12 protein-coding genes and 1 tRNA gene are annotated in these 20,406 nt (G+C 60.7%); 7 read left to right on the top strand and 6 right to left on the bottom strand.

Features of this window, described 5'->3' with window-relative positions; genetic code table 11:
- Nucleotides 1–47 precede the first annotated feature (47 nt).
- Nucleotides 48–2,261: an alpha-galactosidase gene (locus BBOU_RS05835; RefSeq protein WP_026503435.1), complete on the top strand. Its 2,214-nt coding sequence runs from the start codon at nt 48–50 to the stop codon at nt 2,259–2,261.
- 233 nt (nt 2,262–2,494) lie between these two features.
- Nucleotides 2,495–3,901, top strand: a complete 1,407-nt coding sequence (locus BBOU_RS05830) for a hypothetical protein (protein WP_152595600.1) — start codon at nt 2,495–2,497, stop codon at nt 3,899–3,901.
- A 12-nt stretch (nt 3,902–3,913) separates the two neighbouring features.
- Here the strand turns inward: BBOU_RS05830 and BBOU_RS05825 are convergent, their stop codons facing one another.
- Nucleotides 3,914–4,396 carry a nucleoside deaminase gene (locus tag BBOU_RS05825; RefSeq protein WP_412677555.1) on the bottom strand — a complete coding sequence of 161 codons (483 nt, stop codon included), beginning with the start codon at nt 4,394–4,396 and terminating at the stop codon, nt 3,914–3,916.
- A 127-nt stretch (nt 4,397–4,523) separates the two neighbouring features.
- Between BBOU_RS05825 and BBOU_RS05820 the strand changes: the two genes are divergently transcribed.
- Nucleotides 4,524–6,602: a cation:proton antiporter gene (locus BBOU_RS05820; protein WP_035142638.1), complete on the top strand. Its 2,079-nt coding sequence runs from the start codon at nt 4,524–4,526 to the stop codon at nt 6,600–6,602.
- Between the two features lie 112 nt (nt 6,603–6,714).
- Here the strand turns inward: BBOU_RS05820 and BBOU_RS05815 are convergent, their stop codons facing one another.
- The 3 genes from BBOU_RS05815 to BBOU_RS05800 form a co-directional block, all read right to left on the bottom strand.
- Nucleotides 6,715–7,455, bottom strand: coding sequence for an alpha/beta hydrolase-fold protein (locus BBOU_RS05815; protein WP_026503439.1), 741 nt, complete (start codon nt 7,453–7,455; stop codon nt 6,715–6,717).
- Nucleotides 7,456–7,522: 67 nt separating this feature from the next.
- Complete coding sequence (locus tag BBOU_RS08900) at nt 7,523–8,698, bottom strand: hypothetical protein (protein WP_152595601.1); 1,176 nt, start codon at nt 8,696–8,698, stop codon at nt 7,523–7,525.
- A gap of 283 nt (nt 8,699–8,981) precedes the next feature.
- On the bottom strand, nt 8,982–11,948 hold the full coding sequence (locus BBOU_RS05800; RefSeq protein WP_026503441.1) for a cation-translocating P-type ATPase: 2,967 nt from the start codon (nt 11,946–11,948) through the stop codon (nt 8,982–8,984).
- Nucleotides 11,949–12,204: 256 nt separating this feature from the next.
- Between BBOU_RS05800 and rlmB the strand changes: the two genes are divergently transcribed.
- A complete protein-coding gene (gene rlmB / locus BBOU_RS05795; protein ID WP_026503442.1) occupies nt 12,205–13,215 on the top strand; it encodes a 23S rRNA (guanosine(2251)-2'-O)-methyltransferase RlmB in 1,011 nt (336 codons plus the stop codon).
- A 116-nt stretch (nt 13,216–13,331) separates the two neighbouring features.
- Here the strand turns inward: rlmB and BBOU_RS05790 are convergent, their stop codons facing one another.
- Both BBOU_RS05790 and BBOU_RS05785 read right to left on the bottom strand, forming a co-directional pair.
- Nucleotides 13,332–14,783, bottom strand: a complete 1,452-nt coding sequence (locus tag BBOU_RS05790) for a DUF4032 domain-containing protein (protein WP_026503443.1) — start codon at nt 14,781–14,783, stop codon at nt 13,332–13,334.
- A 121-nt stretch (nt 14,784–14,904) separates the two neighbouring features.
- A complete protein-coding gene (locus tag BBOU_RS05785; protein ID WP_035142635.1) occupies nt 14,905–16,032 on the bottom strand; it encodes an ABC transporter ATP-binding protein in 1,128 nt (375 codons plus the stop codon).
- 629 nt (nt 16,033–16,661) lie between these two features.
- Between BBOU_RS05785 and BBOU_RS05780 the strand changes: the two genes are divergently transcribed.
- The 3 genes from BBOU_RS05780 to BBOU_RS05770 all read left to right on the top strand — a co-directional run bounded on the left by BBOU_RS05780 (nt 16,662) and on the right by BBOU_RS05770 (nt 20,244).
- Nucleotides 16,662–18,743: a serine/threonine-protein kinase gene (locus BBOU_RS05780; RefSeq protein ID WP_051616889.1), complete on the top strand. Its 2,082-nt coding sequence runs from the start codon at nt 16,662–16,664 to the stop codon at nt 18,741–18,743.
- 128 nt (nt 18,744–18,871) lie between these two features.
- Complete coding sequence (locus BBOU_RS05775; RefSeq protein ID WP_033490205.1) at nt 18,872–19,861, top strand: DsbA family protein; 990 nt, start codon at nt 18,872–18,874, stop codon at nt 19,859–19,861.
- Nucleotides 19,862–20,170: 309 nt separating this feature from the next.
- Nucleotides 20,171–20,244, top strand: a tRNA-Thr gene (locus BBOU_RS05770).
- Nucleotides 20,245–20,406: the final 162 nt, after the last annotated feature.

Here is a 20,406-nt window from a genome sequence, read left to right as displayed (position 1 = left end):
CCGGCACAGCGAAGGAACGACAAAACTTCACGGACCAAAGGAGTGCAATGACGCGCATCACCATCATCCCCGGAACAGCGAACGACGGCACCGATCTGACCGCGGTATACGCGGAGAACACCGCGGCAGACGTGGCGTTCGCGCTGATTTTCCCCGGCCATGCCCTCCCCCGGTTCGTCCATTGGGGGCGGCCCTTGCCGCACCCGGAAACCCTCGTGCACCTGTATGACGCGCTCAAACCGCAACGCGTGTCCGGTGCATTGGACAACACCGCATGGCCGAGCATCCTGCCCACGCAGTCCGAAGCGTGGATCGGCGCGCAACGCATCGATATCCGCCGAGATGGCCGTGAACTGTTCTGCGATTTCGCCGTCACCGCCATCAGCCCCGACGCAGGAGATAACGAGGACGCTTCCATGATCAGCGTCGACGCGCAAGACGCCGACCAGCAAGTCGCCCTGCACTGGACCTGCGAACTGACCGATTCCGGCCTGATCCGCCAGTGCGTCACCGTCACCAATCTCGGCGACGGCACCCTGGACGTCAACGGCATCGAACTCGGCTACCCCCTGCCCCAGCAGGCCGTCGAGATCCTCACCACCACCGGTCACCATCTGCATGAGCGCTCACCGCAGCGTCAGCCGCTCACCGTCGGCCGCTTTGAGAAGCTCTCCATGGCCGGACGCCCCGACTTTGACGCGTCCTTGCTCCTGACTGCCGGCGCCCCCGGTTTCGGTTTCGAACACGGCGACGTGTATTCCGTGCATGTCGGATGGAGCGGCAACAGCGTGCTGTCCGCGGAACGTCTGCCCTACACACAAGGCGTGATCGGCGGCGGGGAAAAACTATTCGGCGGGGAAATCACGCTGGAGCATGGCGACCAGTACACCACGCCATGGGTGTATGGCGCGTTCGGCACCGGATTAAACGAGGTCGCACACCGTTTCCATGAGTTTGTGCGCGCCCAGCACCCCAATCTTGCGAACAAACCGCGTCCGGTCATCCTGAACACGTGGGAAGCGGTGTATTTCCAGCATGACTACGACACGCTTGTCCGACTCGCAGACAAGGCCGTGGACAGCGGTGTGGAACGGTTCGTCGTGGATGACGGCTGGTTCGGCGCCCGGCGCGATGACACCGCCGGCCTCGGAGACTGGCAGATCTCGCAGGACGTGTGGCCCGACGGCGAGAAAAGCCTCAAGGCGCTTGCTGACTACGTGCATGGCAAAGGCATGGAGTTCGGCCTGTGGTTCGAGCCGGAAATGGTCAATCCCGACTCCGACATGTTCCGCAACCACCCGGACTGGGTTCTGCGCCCCACCCCCGGCCGTCTGCCGATGCAAGGACGATCCCAGCAGGTCGTCGATCTGACCAATCCGGACGCATACGATTACGTGTTCGGCGCAATGGACCATCTGGTCGGCGAACTGGGCATCGACTACATCAAGTGGGACCACAACAAACTCGTCACCGAAGCGGTGTCCCCCCGCACCGGCAGGCCTGCCGTCCACGAGCAGACCCTCGCCGTGTATCGCATCTTCCGCGATCTGAAACTCGCACATCCCGGACTCGAAATCGAAAGCTGCTCGTCCGGCGGCGGCCGCATCGACCTTGGTATTCTGCGCTACGCTGACCGCATCTGGACATCCGATTGCGTGGATCCTGTGGAGCGAGCCGACATCCAGCGGTACACGTCGCTGCTGGTGCCGCCAGAAATGATGGGTGAGCATGTGGGCGCCAGCCCGGCGCATTCAACGCATCGCGCGACCAGCCAGGACATGCGCATGGCCACGGCGTTCTTCGGGCACATGGGCATCGAATGGAACCTGCTCAAAGAGCCGCAAGCAGACTTGGACAAGCTCGCCGTGTGGGTGCGTGCATACAAAGAGCAGCGCAAGATGTTCGAAACGGGGACGGCAGTGCATGCGGATACCGCGGATCCTGCAGTACGCTTGGACGGCATGGTCAGCGCCGACCGTTCGCACGCCGTCTACCGGTTCACCCAGCTGACCACATCGCAGACCTACCCTGCGGCGCCGGTCGATCTTCCTGGTCTTGACCCGGATGCCGCGTACCAGGTCAAGCCGTTGCCGGCAAGCCTGAATCTTGACGACGAAGGCATCGGCAACGGGCAATCAGCGCTCGGCTGGTGGACCGCCGACGGTGTGACTCTGCCTGCGGTCGCGCTCGAAACCTACGGTCTGCGTCCGCCGAGCCTGCACCCCGCACAAGCCGTACTCTTCGAAGCCGTGCGTGTGTGATGTTCCAGCAGTGTGGCGGCCCAACCCGCGCTGGGACCGCCACACCATGGCATGCCGATATCGTTCCGTCACAATAATTCGAGAACCGTATCGGCACGCCGGCGCCACCCCACGCGGTATCCACGAATTCGTCAATGCGCCGTAGGATATCCAGCGTGGGAAAGAATGCCATTGTCAATCATCGTCACATGCCATCAGCTGAATCGCCGCGTTATCAACGCTGGTTGCACCGCATGACGAAACCGCTCGTAATCATGCTTGTCACCATTATCGTCGGCTGGCTCGCGATGATTGTGGCGTATGCGCTCCCCAACGGCCCCGTGCGCGCCCACGTAACGTCTTCGGCTGAAATCATCGAAACCCAAGGCGCATTCCCGCAATTAGTAGGCGGACGTGCTGCCAACGCCATCCCCGACAACAATACCGATGCGTGGATGCTGCTCATGGCCGAATACGATGGTCCGCATACCATCATCGAGAAAAGCCTCGGCAATTATTATGTTCAGCGTGGGATCACAGACGCCGGCATTCCGGGATACGACAGTTTGATTGCCAACACCCGGGCGCAACTGGATCCAAACGGTGAGGATGCCGCAAAACCCACGCAAACCGCCTCATATGCGCGATACTGGCATGGCTATATGCTGCCGCTGAGACTGCTGCTGGAAGTGTGCGATTACTCGAATATCAGGATTCTCCTCATCGCGGCTGTCGTCGCCATAATCGTAGCGATATCCTACACGCTCGCACGACGCGGATTGGCCGCATTCGCCGTCGCGTTCGTCGGGCTGCACACGTTGATGCTGCCCGTCACACCCATGCTGAGCATGCAATTCGCCACAGTATGGTTCATCGCCATGATCAGTATGCTGCTGATGCTCCAGTATCCGTCAATCCGTACCGGTCGTCTTGGCTATCCGTGTTTCTTCATGCTCGTCGGAGCAACCACCAGCTACATGGATTTGCTGTCATATCCATTGTTCTCATTCGGCATCTGCGCGGTGACCGCGTATGTTCTCAGTCATGCCACCGCACAAACCGCATCAATTACATACGTGGATGGCCCCGACAAGCAACGCTCGTCAGATCAACCGATTGGACCGGGGCATATCATCGGATATGCCGCGGCATGGGCGGCGGGATACGGTGTCATGTGGGCTGCGAAATGGGTTATCGGTGCGGCGGTGCTCGGCCGAACGGTCATCACAGATGCGTTGCACCAGGTCGCCGTACGCGCGTCAAGTTCGGCACAGCAGCCCGGAGAGGCCGGCACCACTACCGTCAGCTACTGGGGAACGCTCGCACGCAACATCTCCCCTTACGCTATGCCCGCTCACGTGTTGCTTGTCCTCCTTGTCCTGCTGGTACTGGCAGTCATGATTATCCGCAAGGGCAGGCGCAGCGGCAGCACGACAGTCACTCGAATGTTCAGGTCAGTAAATCCGCTTCCTATGGCGATGGTCGCGTTAGCTCCATTCATCTGGCTGGCCTTGACTGAAAACCATTCGTATATCCACCGTAATTTCGTATGCTCAATCCTTGCGATTTCAGGTTTCGCGATATTCGGATACCTCGCTGTTCTCGCGGATACTGTTGACACCTCTCAGCCACGAGTGCCAGATACCAGCGGGAACGCCTGACACATGAACGCGTCACCGCTTGCGACTGAAGAAATCCGCAAGCAAGCGGGCGCACTTGCCCTCGCATACGCCGCCGTAGACCTCAGGGAACGAGCCGACATGCGGGTCACGCGGAATGTCCCACACCGACCCGCACGCGCCCAGTTTGGCATCCCAGGCGCCGAACACGATACGTCCGATGTGAGTTTGCAGGCATGCTCCAGCACACATCGGACATGGCTCCAATGTGACGACCAACGTGCAATCGGCGAGATTCCAGCTTCCCTGCGTGGCCGCGGCCTGCCGCATCGCTTCGACTTCGGCGTGGGCAAGCGGATCGCCGCCGTGCTCGCGCAGGTTGCGTCCACGGCCGAGCACCGCGCCATCCGGTCCAACCACCACTGCCCCGACCGGCACTTCCCCATCTTGCGCTGCTTCATGCGCAAGATTCAGCGCCAGTCGCATCGACTCACACAACATCTCGCCAACCGCCCCACGATTTCCCGTTTCCGCCATATCAGCCAGTGTAGCGACACTGCCGGCAGCGAACAGAATTCACTTGCCCCCAGTAGTCTGGAAGTATGCGCACGCGCGCCATAGCATCGTGCTTCACTTCGACGCATTCAAGCAGAAAGGCGGTATCATGACGGAACTGACCCTCGTACTGTGCATTGTCGGCGCGGTCGTGGTGTCATCGTTCCTCAGCCGGTTCATTCCCAAAGTGTCCACGCCGCTCGTGCAGATCGTGCTCGGTGCGCTGGCTTCGCGACTGCCGTTCTTTCCGGACGCTACGTTGGATCCGGAACTGTTCATGGTGCTGTTCATCGCTCCGCTACTCTATCTTGAGGCACGCAGCATTGATAAAACAGCATTGTTGAAGAACCTGAAACTATCGCTGTCGCTGGCCATCGGCCTGGCAATCGCCACAATGATCGCCGTAGGGTATGTGACGCATGCCGCATGGCCCGCCGTACCGCTTGCGGCCGCGTTCGCATTGGGGGCCGCCCTCGGCCCGACTGACGCGGTAGCCGTAGCGTCCTTAAGCCATGAGGCCACACTGAGTGAACGGCAACGCGGAATCCTCAAAGGCGAATCCTTGTTCAATGACGCTTCCGGTATTGTCGGATTCCAGTTTTCGATTCTCGCGGCAATCACGGGCACGTTCTCCATCGGGGCAGCCGCCGGGGAGTTCGCGGTTTCATTCTTTGGCGGGACTCTGCTCGGCTTGGTGTCCGGCGCTTTCGCCAACTGGCTGTTTGGTCTGGTGAGATCCTTCGGTTGGGAAACCACCACGTCACGCATCCTTATGGAACTGTTCCTGCCGTTCCTGCTGTATTTGGGCGCCGAAGCGATCGGCGTATCCGGCATTCTGACCGTGGTTGCAGCCGGCCTGATTGCGCGCTACGACCGCAGTGGGGTCGGCCCGAATGTTTCGCGCACGAATATCGTGTCATCCAGCGTGTGGGCGGTACTTTCGTTCGCGTTGAACGGTTCCGTGTTCATCATGCTCGGCATGATACTGCCGGACGTGCTTGGCACCACATGGACGGATCCCACGGAAAACAACATGAGGCTGCTGGGCATTATCGCCTTGGTATCCGCGGTGGTGGTCGTTATGCGATTCATATGGGTGGCCGCCATGCTGCGCATCGCCCGCGACCAGCACACCGGGCAACGGCGTCATATGACTGCGGAACGTTGGCGTTCCGCCGCAATCATGACTTTCGGCGGCCCCAAGGGCACCATCACACTGTCCCTGATGTTCACCATCCCGTACACCATCGCCGCGGGAGCTGATTTTCCGATGCGCGACGAGCTGATATTCGTGGCCGCCGGCGTCATCATCGTGACGCTACTGCTCGCGAATTTCCTGCTACCACTGCTCGCCCCGAACCATCGGCACAGCACCAAGGAGCTTGACGATATCACCGTAGAAGTGCTTCGTCAGACTGTCGAGGAGCTGGCACGCCGCGTAACCCCAGAAAACCGGCGGTCCGTACTCGCGGTCATCGACTCGTACACCAAACGCATCACACGGCTCAAGCACCGCATCGGCAGTGCTGATCCGCAAGGTTTCGAAACGTTGCAAATCGAAGCGTTGACGTGGGAGAAAGATTTCCTCAAGCAGCGAATCATCGACCTGAAAAACGAAGAACCCACCACCCCCGCGGCAACCCACCAGCGCGACCTGCATATTGAAGCCTGCGAGCGCATGCTCGACCAGCTGATGACCACGTTGCGCCATGCGACCGCAGGCTCCGGCAATTCGCGGGCGGTATCGCAGATTCGCGGACGCTTGCGGGCACTGCAACGCCGCGTATCACTGTTGACACGACGGATTTACGGCAAGATTCTGCGCACGACCCCGCTGATGAGTGAGGATGAGATTTATGCGGCCGTACGCGGCACCCAGCTGCAAGCGATTCACGTGGTGCTTGGCAAGCTGTATGAGCAGATGCACTCCGGCACGTACAATACCGAGGATTGTTCGGCGCTGATTTTGGATTACCAGCGGGCGGAGGCTTCCCTACGCAACCGGCCGAATATGGAGCGTAGCGCGGAGACCATCAACGAAGTGGAGGATGTGAAGCGCGACAGCTATGCGATTGAGCTGAGCATCATCCAGGATATGTTCGAGGACGGACGGATTAGTCGCGCTCAGATGCGACAGCTGCGACGCAACGTGTATGTGATGCAGGTGGACGCGGATTCCGGCGTGTGAGCGGATCGCGGGTCTCACGCACAGGTTCCTGACACCAGCCAATCAGCCGTTGGGGGCATCCTGGGGGCCACATTGTGAGCGAATCCTCACACAACCGCCGGCACCGCGCCGCTCACAGCATGCCGGATGTGATGTTGTTCAGCATCAGCCACTGGCGCAGGTCGTTGAACTCCTGCAGGCTCACCGCATGGTCGAGCCCGCGGTAGCTTTTCTCCGTCAGCCAGGTGTGCTCCTCCAGCCAGGCGGACATCGCGTGGATCTCATACGCGGGAATCACGGTATCGGCCTGACCGTAGCCGAAGAAGGTCGGGATCTGCAAGTCGGCGAGCCGATCATCCGCTGGAGCAGTGCCCGGCACTTGCGCGGGGGCAAGGAATCCGGACAACGAAATCGAGGCACGATACCGTTCCGGATGCACACGCAGCAGGTGAATCGCGAGCAATCCGCCTTGGGAGAAGCCGATCGGCACCACGTCACGTTCCGCGGGGATATGCTCCGACACCCACGCGTCGATCGCGTTGGCGGCGGCGAAGGCGTCACAGTCGAGATCCTCGCCGGTCGGCACGCAATCGTGGAACCACGTGTAAGCACCCGGAATCGACCCGCGCTCCTCTTGTAAGACGAGCGGCGCACGCAGCGACATGAAATCGTTGTAGGGCGCCACATAGCGCATCATGTCCGCCAGATCCTGCTCATTCGACCCCCAGCCGTGCAGGCACAGCAGCATCGGGCGATTGGGTTGCGCGTTGCCGCCTCCGCGCGACCATTGGGCTTCATGCACCTGCATCGGTTCGCCGAACCGCCCCGGCACCACGCTCGATTCACGACCCACCAGCTGCGAAGATTCACTCATACCGCCCAATATACCCGCGGATTGTTCTCAACTGTCCGATGGTGGCGTCATCATGCCGAAACCGCAGTCACTGCACGGTGCTGATGGTGCCGCCCCACTGCTCGTGCAGGGCTTCGATGTCGGATTTCTGGCCGAAGGCGATCCAGCGTTCGCCGCTGAGGATGCACCAGTCGCCTTGGGCACGCGAGTCGGTGGAGTAGCTGTCCAGTGTGGATGAGATTTTCGACGTAATCGCGCTGTGGTACATGGAGGCGGCCGACGCGTTGTCGAAGGTGACGAACGCCATCCGCGTGGTTTTGCATACCGCCACCGTGCTCATGCCTGGATATCCGCTGACGTCCATAACCTGCCAGCCATCCGTGCATCGTTGGGTTGCCGCCTCGATATCGGTTTCCATGCGTGCCACGCTGTTGACCGGGGCGTTATCACGTCCTGACGCTTTTATGATGCCGTCGGGGAAGAAGTTGCCGACCACCAGCGCACTGGCGATCAACATGCCAGCCAAGGCGGTGAGCACGATGGCAGTAGTGCCGATATACCCGCGTTTGCGACGTTTGGAATCCGCAACACGAGCCGCAATCACCAGAATGATGGCCAGTACGGCGAACACGCACGCCACGGCGGTCAGCGCCGAGACGGGAACCGCAGCGAGCTGGGATAGCTTGCCTGGGGCGACTGCACGGACCGTTGCGCATGCCGAACATGCGAGCGCGATGATGGCGCTGCATGCTGCACCTCCCGCAATCCAGAGGGCGGTGGGGATGGGCTTGCGCTCACGTTTGGGCCGCGGCGTCGCAAGAGCATGCGGGTCACGGTTCTCACCGGCGTGGAACTCGCGTTCATGGGGATGCTCGACCGTCGGCTGGTCTGCGGAAGTTGTCTCGGCGGTATGGTCAGATTCCCGGCTGGAGTGGGCGTCTGTCAACGATTCGTTGGACGGCGTCTTGTCTGCGGCAAGCCTCCGACCTGCGGCTGCCGATCCGTTACGCTCACTCTGCTGCGGCGAAGGTACCGGCGCTTTGCCTGCCGCATACGCCGCTGAGGCTTGGGGCGACAGGGACGTGTGTTCATGTTCCCGGCGTTCAGCAATCACGTCGTCATCCGGCTGTGGAGATGCTTGAGCACGGCCATACAGGGTGCCCCACGGGTTGAGCGGATCATCCCAGCTATTCTGCTGGTTGTCGAACGCGTCCTGCTGTGGGAAAGCGGGCTGCGCTTGCGTCTGTCCGTCGTCTGTCATCATGCCTTCATTCACGTTTCCAGCCGTACTTGCCGTGCTCATGCACGAATATGCACAAGCCATTATCGTTCACCGTCTGACAGCCTCACGCACGTACGTATTGTTGTCACCATCGTTTCACCATATGCCGCCGCAACCGCAGAATACTGCGCATTCCGCATCCGAATACGGCAAGGACGCCGCATGACGGATCTGATTGCTTGACCGTCACAAGGCGTCCTTGCTTAGCGGCGCGGTCCGGCTGCGGGAGTTGACGTGATGCCGCTCCCGGCAGCCAAATCCGGCGTTATTTCACGGATTTCTTGCCGCGTTCCACCGTGCGGAGCACCAGTTTGCGCAGTTCGGAGGCGACCAGCACGATGGCGGCCAGACCGATGCATTCCAGCCAGGCGCCGCCGCTGAGCGGGGTGGTACCGAACGCCGTGTTGAGGAACGGCAGGTAGATCACCGCAAGCTGCAACACGACAGACAGCGCAATCGCACCCCACAGCCAGCCGTTGGAGAACAGGCCGACGAACGCGGATTGGCGTGCCGAACGTGAGGCGAGCGCGTTGAACAGCTGGGCGAACACAAGGATGGTGAAGCCCATGGTGCGTGCTTCCACCATCTGTGCGTCATGGCCGATGGCGTTGACGGAACGGTCGGTGAACAGGCCGCCGGACAAGTGCATATCCATGCCGATCAGCGTGACCGCAGCCATGATGACGCCGATGAATACGATGTCACCCCACATGGAGCGGTCGATCACCCGGTCGGTGAGCTTGCGCGGCTTGCGGTTCATCACGTCTTCGGTCTGCGGGTCGACGCCCATGGCGAGCGCCGGCGCGGCATCCGTCAGCAGGTTGATCCACAGCAATTGCGTCGCCAGCAGCGGCACGGTGACGCCGGCGGCCCCCGGCTGGGTGATGCCAAGGAAGCCGGCGAGTACCACGCCGAAGAACACGGTGAACACTTCGCCGACATTCGAGCTGAGCAGGTACCGCAGGAATTTGCGGATGTTGTCGAAGATGCCGCGGCCTTCGCGTACGGCGGCCACGATGGTGGAGAAGTTGTCGTCCGCCAGGATCATCTTGGCGGATTCCTTGGTCACCTCGGTGCCGGTGATGCCCATTGCCACACCGATATCCGCGGTTTTGACGGCTGGGGCGTCATTGACACCGTCACCGGTCATCGCCACGATATTGCCCTGCCGCTGCAAGGAATCGACGATCTTGAGCTTGTGTTCGGGGGCGACGCGAGCGTATACGGACACTTCGGAGGTCGCCTTGTCGAACTCCTGCTGACTCATGGCATCCAGCTGGTCGCCGGTCAGGGCCTTGCCGCCCTGCTCGATGATGCCGAGATCGCTGGCGATGCGCGCGGCGGTCAGCGGGTGGTCGCCGGTGATCATAACCGTACGGATGCCGGCGCGATGCGCTTCAGCAACGCTGTCACGCACTTCGGTGCGCGGCGGGTCGATGATGCCGACCATGCCGGTCCAAATCATGTCGCGTTCCAGCGCATCGCTCTGGTCGGCGATATCCATCACCTCACCGGCGGCGTTGGAAACCATGCCCGGCACTTCGGCGATGGACGCCGTGTCGAGCGGGCGGTAAGCTTCGCCGAGCGTGCGGTAGGCCTCGTTCGACAGTCGTTCGACCTGGTGCAGGATTTCCTGCCGGTCACCTTCGGTGATCGGGCGTACCGCACCACCCACGGCGATGCGGGTGCAGTAGCCAAGCAGTACGTCAGGGGCGCCTTTGGCGAATACCGTGAGCTTACCGGAATCCGCGTTGTCCTTGGCGACAATCGACATGCGTTTGCGCTCCGACGTGAACGGTACTTCGCCGACCCTCTGGAAGTTCTCGAACCGGCGGTCGGTCTTGGTCTTGCGTGCCGCGACAATCAGCGACACTTCGGTCGGATCGCCCACGATATCCCACGTGCCGGGCTTGTCGCCTTCACGTAGTTCACCGTCATTCGCCAAGGCGCCGGCACCCAACGTGGCATAGACTTCCGCACGGATATCTGCTGGCACCTCCAAGTCACCGTCCGCAGCACCGACGGCGATCATCCGACCTTCGGGAGCATACCCGGTGCCGGTCAATTGCACTTCGCCGCTCGGTGTGACCACCCGTTCGACAGTCATCTCGTTGCGGGTGAGCGTGCCGGTCTTGTCGGAGCAGATCACTGAAGCGGAACCGAGCGTTTCGACGGACGACAGCTTCTTGACAATCGCATGATGCTTGGCCATGCGTTGCACGCCGAGCGCCAGCACCACGGTGAGAATCGCGGCAAGGCCTTCGGGAACAGCCGCCACCGCAAGCGACACGGCAAGCAGCAGGGATTCGATGATGTCATCGATGCCGTGGAAACCTTCCATGAATGCGAGCGCCGCCAGAACCACGACAGCGATGATGCACACGGCGATACCCAGCACCTTGGAAACGTGCGCCATTTCCTTTTGCAGTGGGGTTTGCTCGTCGTCGGTTTGCGACAGCATGTCCGCGATTTTGCCAACCTGCGTGTCCATGCCGGTGCCGGTGACGATCGCACGCCCGGTGCCTTGAGTGACGGACGTGCCGTTGAATACCATGTTGGTGCGGTCGCCGAGCGCTTTGGCGCTGTCCAGCATGTCGGGCTTCTTGGCGACCGGCACGGATTCGCCGGTCAGGCTTGCCTCCGCGATTCGCAGGGAGGCGGCGGCGATCAATCGGCCGTCAGCGGATACGGAATCACCTTCGCCAAGTACGAGAATATCGCCTGGTACGACGTCCGATGTGTCGATACGCATGACTTTGCCATCACGCAACACGGAAGTCTGTGGGGCGGTCATACTGGCGAGCGCCGCCACCGCCTGTTCCGCTCGTGCTTCCTGGATGTAGCCGAGCACCGCGTTGACGATGAGGATCATCACGATGACGATGGCGTCGAATGGCAGGGCTTCTGTGGATGAGCCGGGCTGCGCGTTCGCCCGTTCGATGAACCATGCGACCAGGGATATGGCTGTTGCGACAAGCAGCAGGTACACCAGCGGGTCGCGGAATTGGGCGAGGAATTTCTTCCATTTGGGTATGGGCGGTGCACTGGCCAGCTGGTTGGGGCCGAACTGTTCCTTGCGACGGCGGGCTTCCTGCGTGCTCAATCCGACTGCGGGATCGACGTGCAGGGCCTTGGCGACATCCGACGCGTCGGCGAGCGACGGGTCGACATCTGAGGACAGCTGCGCCTGGGGGGTATGGGATACGGATTGATCGAGCTGGTGATCAACCATGATGGTCTCCTCAGTCAGCCGCGGAGTAGTCAGCCCTCGTGCCGCTGTCTGTGATGACAAGGCCGGCACGGCAAGGCTGCGCGGTTATGGGCGCCGGGCGAATGCCTACGACGCAATACTGGATATTCTACAAAAGCACCCCCTATCCGAGTGTTCACGAAACGCGGAAATTCGCTTTTCTTTGCGACATTTCAACATCACACCCTGCCGTGTTGTACGGGGCGTTTGCTCCATCGGCCATGAGATAATGGAGGGTATGGCTAACAAGAAAGGTCCGACCAAGGGTTCGGGCGGAAAACATCGTAATGCGCTTCGGGGCAAGGGTCCGACCCCGAAAGCCGAGGATCGTGTCTATCACAAAGCATATAAGGCAAAGCAGGTGGCGGATCGCCGCAAGGCCGCCGACCCGCGTCTTGCCGCCCGCCGGCGGGCCGCCAAATATACGTCCGACGGCGCTGATCTGGTCATCGGTCGTAATGCTGTTCTTGAGGCGCTACGCGTAGGCGTGCCGAGCACCCAGCTGTATATCGCCTCGCATATCGAGCATGATGACCGCACGCGCGAAATCATCAAAATCGCTACCGGCCAGGGCTTGCACCTGCTGGAAGCCGACCGTTTGGAAATGGATCATATCGCCCATTCCGGCAACCATCAGGGCATCATCCTCAAGGTGCAGCCGTATGAGTACGCGTCACTGCGTGATTTGGCTGATAAAGCGGAGAAGCGTGCGAAAGCCATGGAGCAGGTCGACTCCCCGCAAATCCGTATTTCCGCTCGCCCGCTGTTCATCGCCTTGGATGGTGTGACCGACCCGCAGAACTTGGGCGCGGTGATCCGTTCCGCGGCCGCGTTCGGCGCGAATGGCGTGATTCTGCCGGAACGCCGTTCCGCTTCCGTCACGGCATCCGCGTGGAAGGTGTCCGCCGGTGCGGCGGCTCATTTGCCGGTTGCACGCGTCGTGAATCTGACCAAGGCGATCGAGGCGCTGAAAGAGCGCGGATATTACGTTGTCGGGCTTGACGGCGGCGGGGATGCGCTCGTCGGGGAAACCGGGTTCGAAACCGATCCGCTTGTGGTCGTGCTCGGTTCTGAAGGCAAGGGTATCAGCCGCCTAGTGCGCGAATCGTGTGACGCTATCGCCGGCATTCCGATTGACAGCCAGGTTGAATCGTTGAACGCGTCGGTGGCTGCGGGTATCAGCCTGTACGCGGTGGCGCGCGCACGCCGTGAGGCCGCGCAACAGCAGGCGCAGGCGGCAGCCAAGTAACCAACCGCCAACCGTACAGCCCTGATACACAAACTGGTTACGCTGGGAAGCTTCCCAGCGTAACCAGTTTGTGTATCGGGGCGGGGATTGTCTCAGTCCACCTGTCAGTCCACCTGTCAGTGGCTCCAGACTGCGGCGTCGGGGTCGTCTTCGGGATTGTACCCGTCGTCATCGGTTCCCGTAACGCCATGACCGCCAGCCGTGGCGGCAGGATTGTCGCCATAGGTGAATTCGTCGTCAATCACGCCGGAGTCCGCGTCGGCGTTAATCGCCTTCATTGCTTTCTTATCCAGCTTGTACTGCGGAAGCACGTTCTTGACGTAGCTTTGCACGGCTTCCGCCATCGGGATGTCGTGGCCGGCGTTCTCGGCGAGGAACCAACGATGGTCGAGCACTTCGTGGAAGAACTGTGCGGGTTCGATTTGCGAACGATATTCCGGCGGGATCATGCGCACGGTCGGCTCATACACTTCGCGCATCCAGTCGGTCGCCACGACTTCAAGATCATCGTTCTGCCGCCATGTGGAGGCGCGATACGTATCCAAATCGTTGAGCAGACGGCGAGCCTGGTTCTCTTGCACGTCAAGACCGGTCAAACGCATGAGTTTGCGGGATGCGTAGCCGGCATCAACCACGCGCGGGCGTACGAGCACATGCGTACCGTCGGCTGCGGTTTTCACTTCGAGCTCATCCACGTCGAAGCCAAGCTCGTTGAGCTTGTTGACACGCTTCTCGATCTTCCACATCTCATCCGGGTTGAAGGTGTCCACGTCGGTGAGTGCGCTCCACAACGAATGGTATCGGTCAACCAGACGGTTGCCGACCTCGACCTCATCCACGTCGCTCGGCAGCAGTTTGCCCGAACTCAAATCCATGAGTTCGCCGATGATATTCGTGCGCGCCAAATCGATATCGTATTCGCGCTGGCCAGAAGTGAGGTTCGCGTGCAAATCACCGGTTTCAGCGTCCACAAGGAACGCGGAATACGCGTCGGCGTCACGCAGAAACAACACGTTGGACAGGGACACGTCGCCCCAGTAGAAGCCGGCGAGATGCAGCCTGACCATGAGCACGGCAAGCGCGTCAATCAATCGCTCCGCGGTATCGGTGCGCAGGTTCCTGGCGAAGAGTGCACGGTACCGCAGTGAATACTTGAGATGTTCGGTCACCAGCATGGCTTCGAGCGGATTGCCGTCCTTGTCATGGCGTCCGGTGACGACGGCAATCGGCGTGACGGTAGGCAGGTCCAGCTTGCGCAGGCGACGCAGCAGCTCGTATTCGCGCTCGGCCACGCTGCGAGTGATTTCCTTCATGGCGTAGACGTCATCGCCGACACGCACGAAACGCACCACGTGCCGGGAGATGCCTCGCGGCAGGTTGACCAGCAGATCATCAGGCCACGTGGCCAACGGCTGGTTCCACGGCAGGGTGAACATTTTGGGGTTTGAGCTCGCCGCCGTGATATTCAACGCTTCGGGTTCTTTCGATTCCTCGGTGTCATCTTCTGCGTTGACGGATGTCGCGTTCACCGCACGCGGATCAAGCTGTGACTGGTCGTTCGTATCCATGGTGCTTATGCTACCCTTTCCAACAGAAAAGCCCCGCAGCTATGCGGGGCTTTTCCAACGAGGCCGAAGAGAGGAAGAGAAGCCTCGTGTTACTGGTTGACGGGATCGCTCCCGCCAAGTATTAGTTCAGACGCAGCTCGGTGGACGGCGCGAACAGGTGCATCTTCGACGGGTCGATCTTGATCTTGACGACCTCGCCGACGCGCGGCAGCACGCGCGGGTTCACGCGAATCGTGGTGAGCTTGTTCTGATCGGACATCAGCGTGGTGGTTTCGGCGACCGAGCCATCGGTGATGATGTTGCCGTAGATGTAGCCGTCAGAGCCGAGATCTTCGACGTTGACGACCTTGAGGGAGAACGCGTTCGGCTCATCCGGCGCAGCCAGGGAGCCATCTTCCGGACGGAAGCCGACGACGATCTTGCCGCCATCTTCCGGGGTGAGCTTGTTGACAGCCTCAGCAGGCAGATCGAGCGTGTCATCACCGATCTTTGCCTTGCCGTCAACCACCGGGTGGGTGTTGAGGTTCATCGACGGGGAGCCGATGAAGCCTGCCACGAACACGTTCGCCGGGCGATCGTACAGTTCAGTCGGAGCGCCGACCTGCTGCAGCTTGCCGAGCTTGATGACGGCGATACGGTCACCCATCGTCAGAGCCTCGGTCTGATCGTGGGTCACGTACAGGGTGGTGACACCCAGCTGACGATGCAGTGCGGCGATCTGCGTACGGGTCTGTACACGAAGCTTGGCGTCCAGGTTGGACAGCGGCTCATCCATGAGGAAGACCTTCGGCTTACGCACGATAGCGCGGCCCATGGCGACACGCTGACGCTGGCCACCGGAGAGAGCCTTCGGCTTGCGGTCGAGGAACTCGGTCAGGTCGAGGATCTTCGCGGCTTCTTCAACGCGCTTGCGGATCTCATCCTTCGGGGTGCCGGCGATCTTCAGGGCGAAGCCCATGTTGTCGGCGACGGTCATGTGCGGGTACAGCGCGTAGTTCTGGAACACCATTGCGATGTCGCGGTCCTTCGGCTGCATGGTGGTGACATCCTTGCCACCGATGAAGATACGGCCCTTGTTCACTTCTTCGAGGCCGGCGAGCATACGCAACGTTGTGGACTTGCCGCAGCCAGACGGACCGACGAGCACGAGGAACTCGCCATCCTTGATATCGAGATTGAGGTTATCAACCGAGGGCTTATCGTTGCCCGGGTAGATACGCGTGACGTGGTCGAATACGACTTCTGCCATAATGTCATCCTTTCAGAGGCAGGTACGTGCCTCACGATCCGTAGTGAGAGGGTTCGGTGCGTTCACTCGTAGTATCCGGCGTCGGAAACTGCAAGCTTCGGCGTTTACTTGTTCCGGTCCATTGAAGGTTCTCTTCTTTGAGCCATCCCCTACTATACACGAGGAAATGACAATCTCAACGGCGTGTCGTGCAACGTTCTACATCGGCCGCCGGATGCCTCCGCCGGCCGATGGTAGTACCCGTACACCGTGCGGATATGAAGAATAGGTACGCGACGATCGGCGACCGGAAGAACGACGCGTAGTTCCGGGTTCCTGCGCGCGACGTGCCGCGGCGACCTGCTGAAGTCGGCGCATCCACCACAATCTGAAGCGTCTATGCGGATATCTTCCATATGTTGCGCCGCTCCCGCTACGGGAAATCGAAGATGAAAACACGGATCCGAGTTCCTGAAGCACAGTCCGCACAACAACCGCGGACAAGACCGACGACTCTCGGTTGCGGCCTGCCCCGACGCGCAGGACGTCAGAAATTCGGCGGCATCCCGGCTTTCCTGTTCCGGATACTGCCAGATAACTGCATGTCGCCTCCCGCGCGCGCCTCCCCTGCCGCCACTAGGATTGATGATATGAGCGATTTGAACGCGTTGAATCTTGAAGCGGGCGAGGAAATCGGCGGTTACACGCTGATTTCCCGCCTCGGCAGCGGAGCGATGGGGTCGGTTTGGCGCGTCAAAGATGATGGCGGGCAACAATACGCGATGAAAATCCTGCGCGATTCCCTGGTCGACGAAGGCAATACGACCACGGAGGAGGCGCGCGACCATGCGACGGCCCGCGAGCGCCTGCGCCGTGAGGCGATGGCGTTACGCCGCATCAAGCATCCCGGCGTGTGCTCCATTGTTGATATGGAGTTGGACGATGCGGTCGCATTCATTGTCACCGAGTTGATTGAGGGCAGGAATCTGCGTGAGGATGTCGCCGTGAACGGCCGGTATATCGGCGATGATTTGGAGCGTTTGTCACGCAAACTGATTGATGCGGTGAAGGCGGTGCATGCGGCGGGGATCGTGCATCGTGATATCAAACCGACGAATGTGATGGTTTCGGCGAGCGGACCGATTCTGGTGGATTTCGGTATCGCGATGGGTGAGGGGGAAAGCCACGTCACCCGTACCGGGCTGGTGATGGGCACGCCCGGATTCATCGCCCCTGAAATCATTGATGGCGCTGAGTCAAGCGAAGCAACGGACTGGTGGTCGACAGCGTCAGTGTTGGCGTTTGCGGCGACCGGCCAGCCGGTATTCGGCACGAAGCCGATGATGGCGGTGTTGGAGCGTGAGGCGCGAGGCAATGTGAATCTGGCCGGACTGCCGGCACGCACGTCGGCGGCGTTCCGTTCAGCGTTGTCTCCTGACCCCGGCCATCGGTGCACGCCGGATCAGCTGGTGCAGGCGATATCCATCGACGCGTTGAATCCTGCGGCTTGGGACGATGCGCAGCAGCAGATGGTCGATGGACAGCATGTTGCCGCGTCATCGGATGAGTCCACGCACCATGACCGTACCGAGCGTGGCGGCGAATATGGGTCGACGATGCTCCCTTTTGAGCGCAACGCTGGCGAAGTCGTTCCCGACACCCCAGACAATCCACGAACACTGTGGACGACAACTTCGCGGGAGTTGTCGCGGGAACCGCAGGGCAGCGGCGACACACCTGACACCGACAGTGTCGGGACCGACGGCGCGACCACGGTGATCGGCAACGCCCCGACGGTCACGGCCTCGAAGCGTCCACCATCGGCAACTCCCGACAAGCCTGTGAGCCCGACCACCACACTGTCCGACGGTACGGCGGTTTTGCCGCAATCCGGCCAGACACGAGTGATGGCCAATCCGGTACGACCGGACGAGACCACTGTCATGCCGCCTACAATCCCGCCTACCGAGCGTGAACCTGACGCATCCGCGGCCGCCGCGGATTCCGGCCCATCCGATGCGGCTGACTTGAAGCGCAGCCGCTATCTCAAACGGGGTACGCTTCCCCTGTTTCTCCTTGCCGTTCCGATCGCCGTCCTGTCGGCCGCCATGCCGGTGATCGGCGTGATCGCGACGGGTGTAGCCGCGTGGCTGCTTACGGCGGTCGGACTGAACGCCGACGCCCAATTGGAGCGTGAAAGCAAACGCGGCGGGAACCGCAAGCGTGGCGATGGTGCGTTGCGTGCGGTCACGATGCCTTGGCATCTGCTCAAGGGGCTGGTTTTCGCCATTCCTCGGATGGCGTTGATTGCCGCGATTGTGGCGCTTGGCACGGTTGTGGCGGCACTCGCCCTTCAGTTGCCGACGTTCGCGGCCCCGTGGCATTGGCAAGGTTGGGTTGTGCCGTTCGTGCTGTTGGCCGGCAGCCCGCTGTCGGCGAGCGGCTTGACGTTGGCCGGGTTTACGGCTATCGGCTGGCTGGCGAGCGTGTTCACGCCCGGCGCCGCGATGATCCGGATTGGTGCCGGGTCGCTGCGCGGTCTGCCTGCGGATGCGAATATTCCCACCGATACTCCGGATTCGGCCGCCGATGGCCAAGCCGGCTCGCAGGATGCTTCCCGTACGCATACGCGTAGGACCGCGCTGCTGGTCGTCTGGCTGCTGATGCTTGCCTGCGCCGCAACCGTGATGGTTATGACCGGCTCAATCGACTGGTCGCCGCTGACTGCGTAGCCTGATCGCCCACCGGTGTTATCGCTGCGAGATATGCCTCTCGAGTTCTCATTGTCGTCGATTAGACTATCCGGCAGTGGCTGGTCGCGGATGCGGCCGCGCAATCAGGCATTGCAGAAAGGACACCCATGCCTCAGAACGATAAAAGAAGCGTGAAGCGCCGCACACGCTCAGAGCGCCGGGCACAGGAAGAGGCCCGCCTGCGCGCTGAAGCCGAGCAGGCCGAAAAAGAGCGTAAACAGCAGACACTGATCGGCGCCATCGTCGTAGTCGTGGTCATCGCCTTGATTGCGGTGATCGGCATTACCGTGTACCGCAACACGCATCCTTCCAGCGCCCCCACCGCAACGACGTCTTCCGCCAGCCTGGCCAAAGCGAAGAAAGCGATGAGCGCGGTCAAGCCGAAGCCTTCTGTCGCCAATAGTGACGGCGGCTTCACCTTCTCGAAAGACGGCTATAACAAGACCATCAGCGACGCTCCGACGGTTGCGGTTTACATGGATCCGATGTGCCCCGGCTGCGGCCAGATGCATCGTCAGATCGATGAGACACTGAAATCCATGTATGAGGCCGGCCAGGTGAATCTCGAATACCATATGATGACTTCGTTGGACGCGAATTCCAGTGATGATTATTCTTCGCGCGCGTCAAGCTCTGCTGTGTATATCGCCCAGCATGACAGCAATCCGGAGCATCTGCTGCAGTACATGACGAACCTGTACGCGGAGGACTTCCAGCCGAGCGAGGGCAGTGATTACGTCCCCGTCAGCAATGACAAGCTCAAAGAGCAGGCCATCAAGGCGGGCGTGCCCGAATCGGTCGCGTCGAAGGCGTACGCGGGCACGTATACCAAGTGGCTCAAGGCTGTGGACAGCTACACCACACAACGCAACGAGTTGAAGAATGTGTCCGGCTCGCTGAAAGGTCAGATGTCCACGCCGACCGTGACCATCAACGGCAAGATCATCGATATGAATAAGGTCGCGTCGCTGAATATGTCTGTCAAGGACGCGATACTCAACGCGATCGGTCTTTCTGAGAGCAATGTCGGCAAAAGCGGTGTCATGCCGTCGGTCAGTTCGAAGGATAAACCGAAGTCGATCGATACCGGCGAGTGATCGCACGGCATACGGTTGTGATGGGGCCTGCTGGCATGGTTGCCGGCGGGCCCTTTTGTGTACGTGGCATCCGTGTGACTGAACGCGGTCGAAAGACGTGGCGATCCGGTTATGGTCAATCAATCCGATAACATTTCGCCTATAGTGAACATATGCGGTATCGGCAGAACCACCCCCATACGTTTCATAGACCGCTCAGACAGCGAGACATCCGCCACATCATCTCACCGAATATCCCCGACCACTGGTAAGCTACTTTTCGTATGTTCCGCGCTCGGCGACACGCCGAATCAGCGGGAACACGACAGCGCCTCCTTAGCTCAGATGGCCAGAGCGGCCGCCTTGTAAGCGGCAGGTCGTCGGTTCGATCCCGACAGGAGGCTCTAAACGTGATACAGTATTAGCATGCCAGCATAATGGCATCACATTGAGTCTTACCACGAGTAAGTAAAACCAAGGGCCTTCCCCCCAACTACGGCCCTTGGGAAAAGGTGGAGCGTCCCCCCAACCAGCTTCACCTTAAGGGGAGCCGGAACATCCCCTTC

It is taken from the genome of Bifidobacterium boum, from assembly GCF_000741535.1.
GTDB classification, from domain to species: Bacteria; Actinomycetota; Actinomycetes; order Actinomycetales; family Bifidobacteriaceae; genus Bifidobacterium; species Bifidobacterium boum.
Note: the sequence above shows the minus strand (reverse complement) of the source record. Positions and strands in the feature narration are given on the sequence as shown.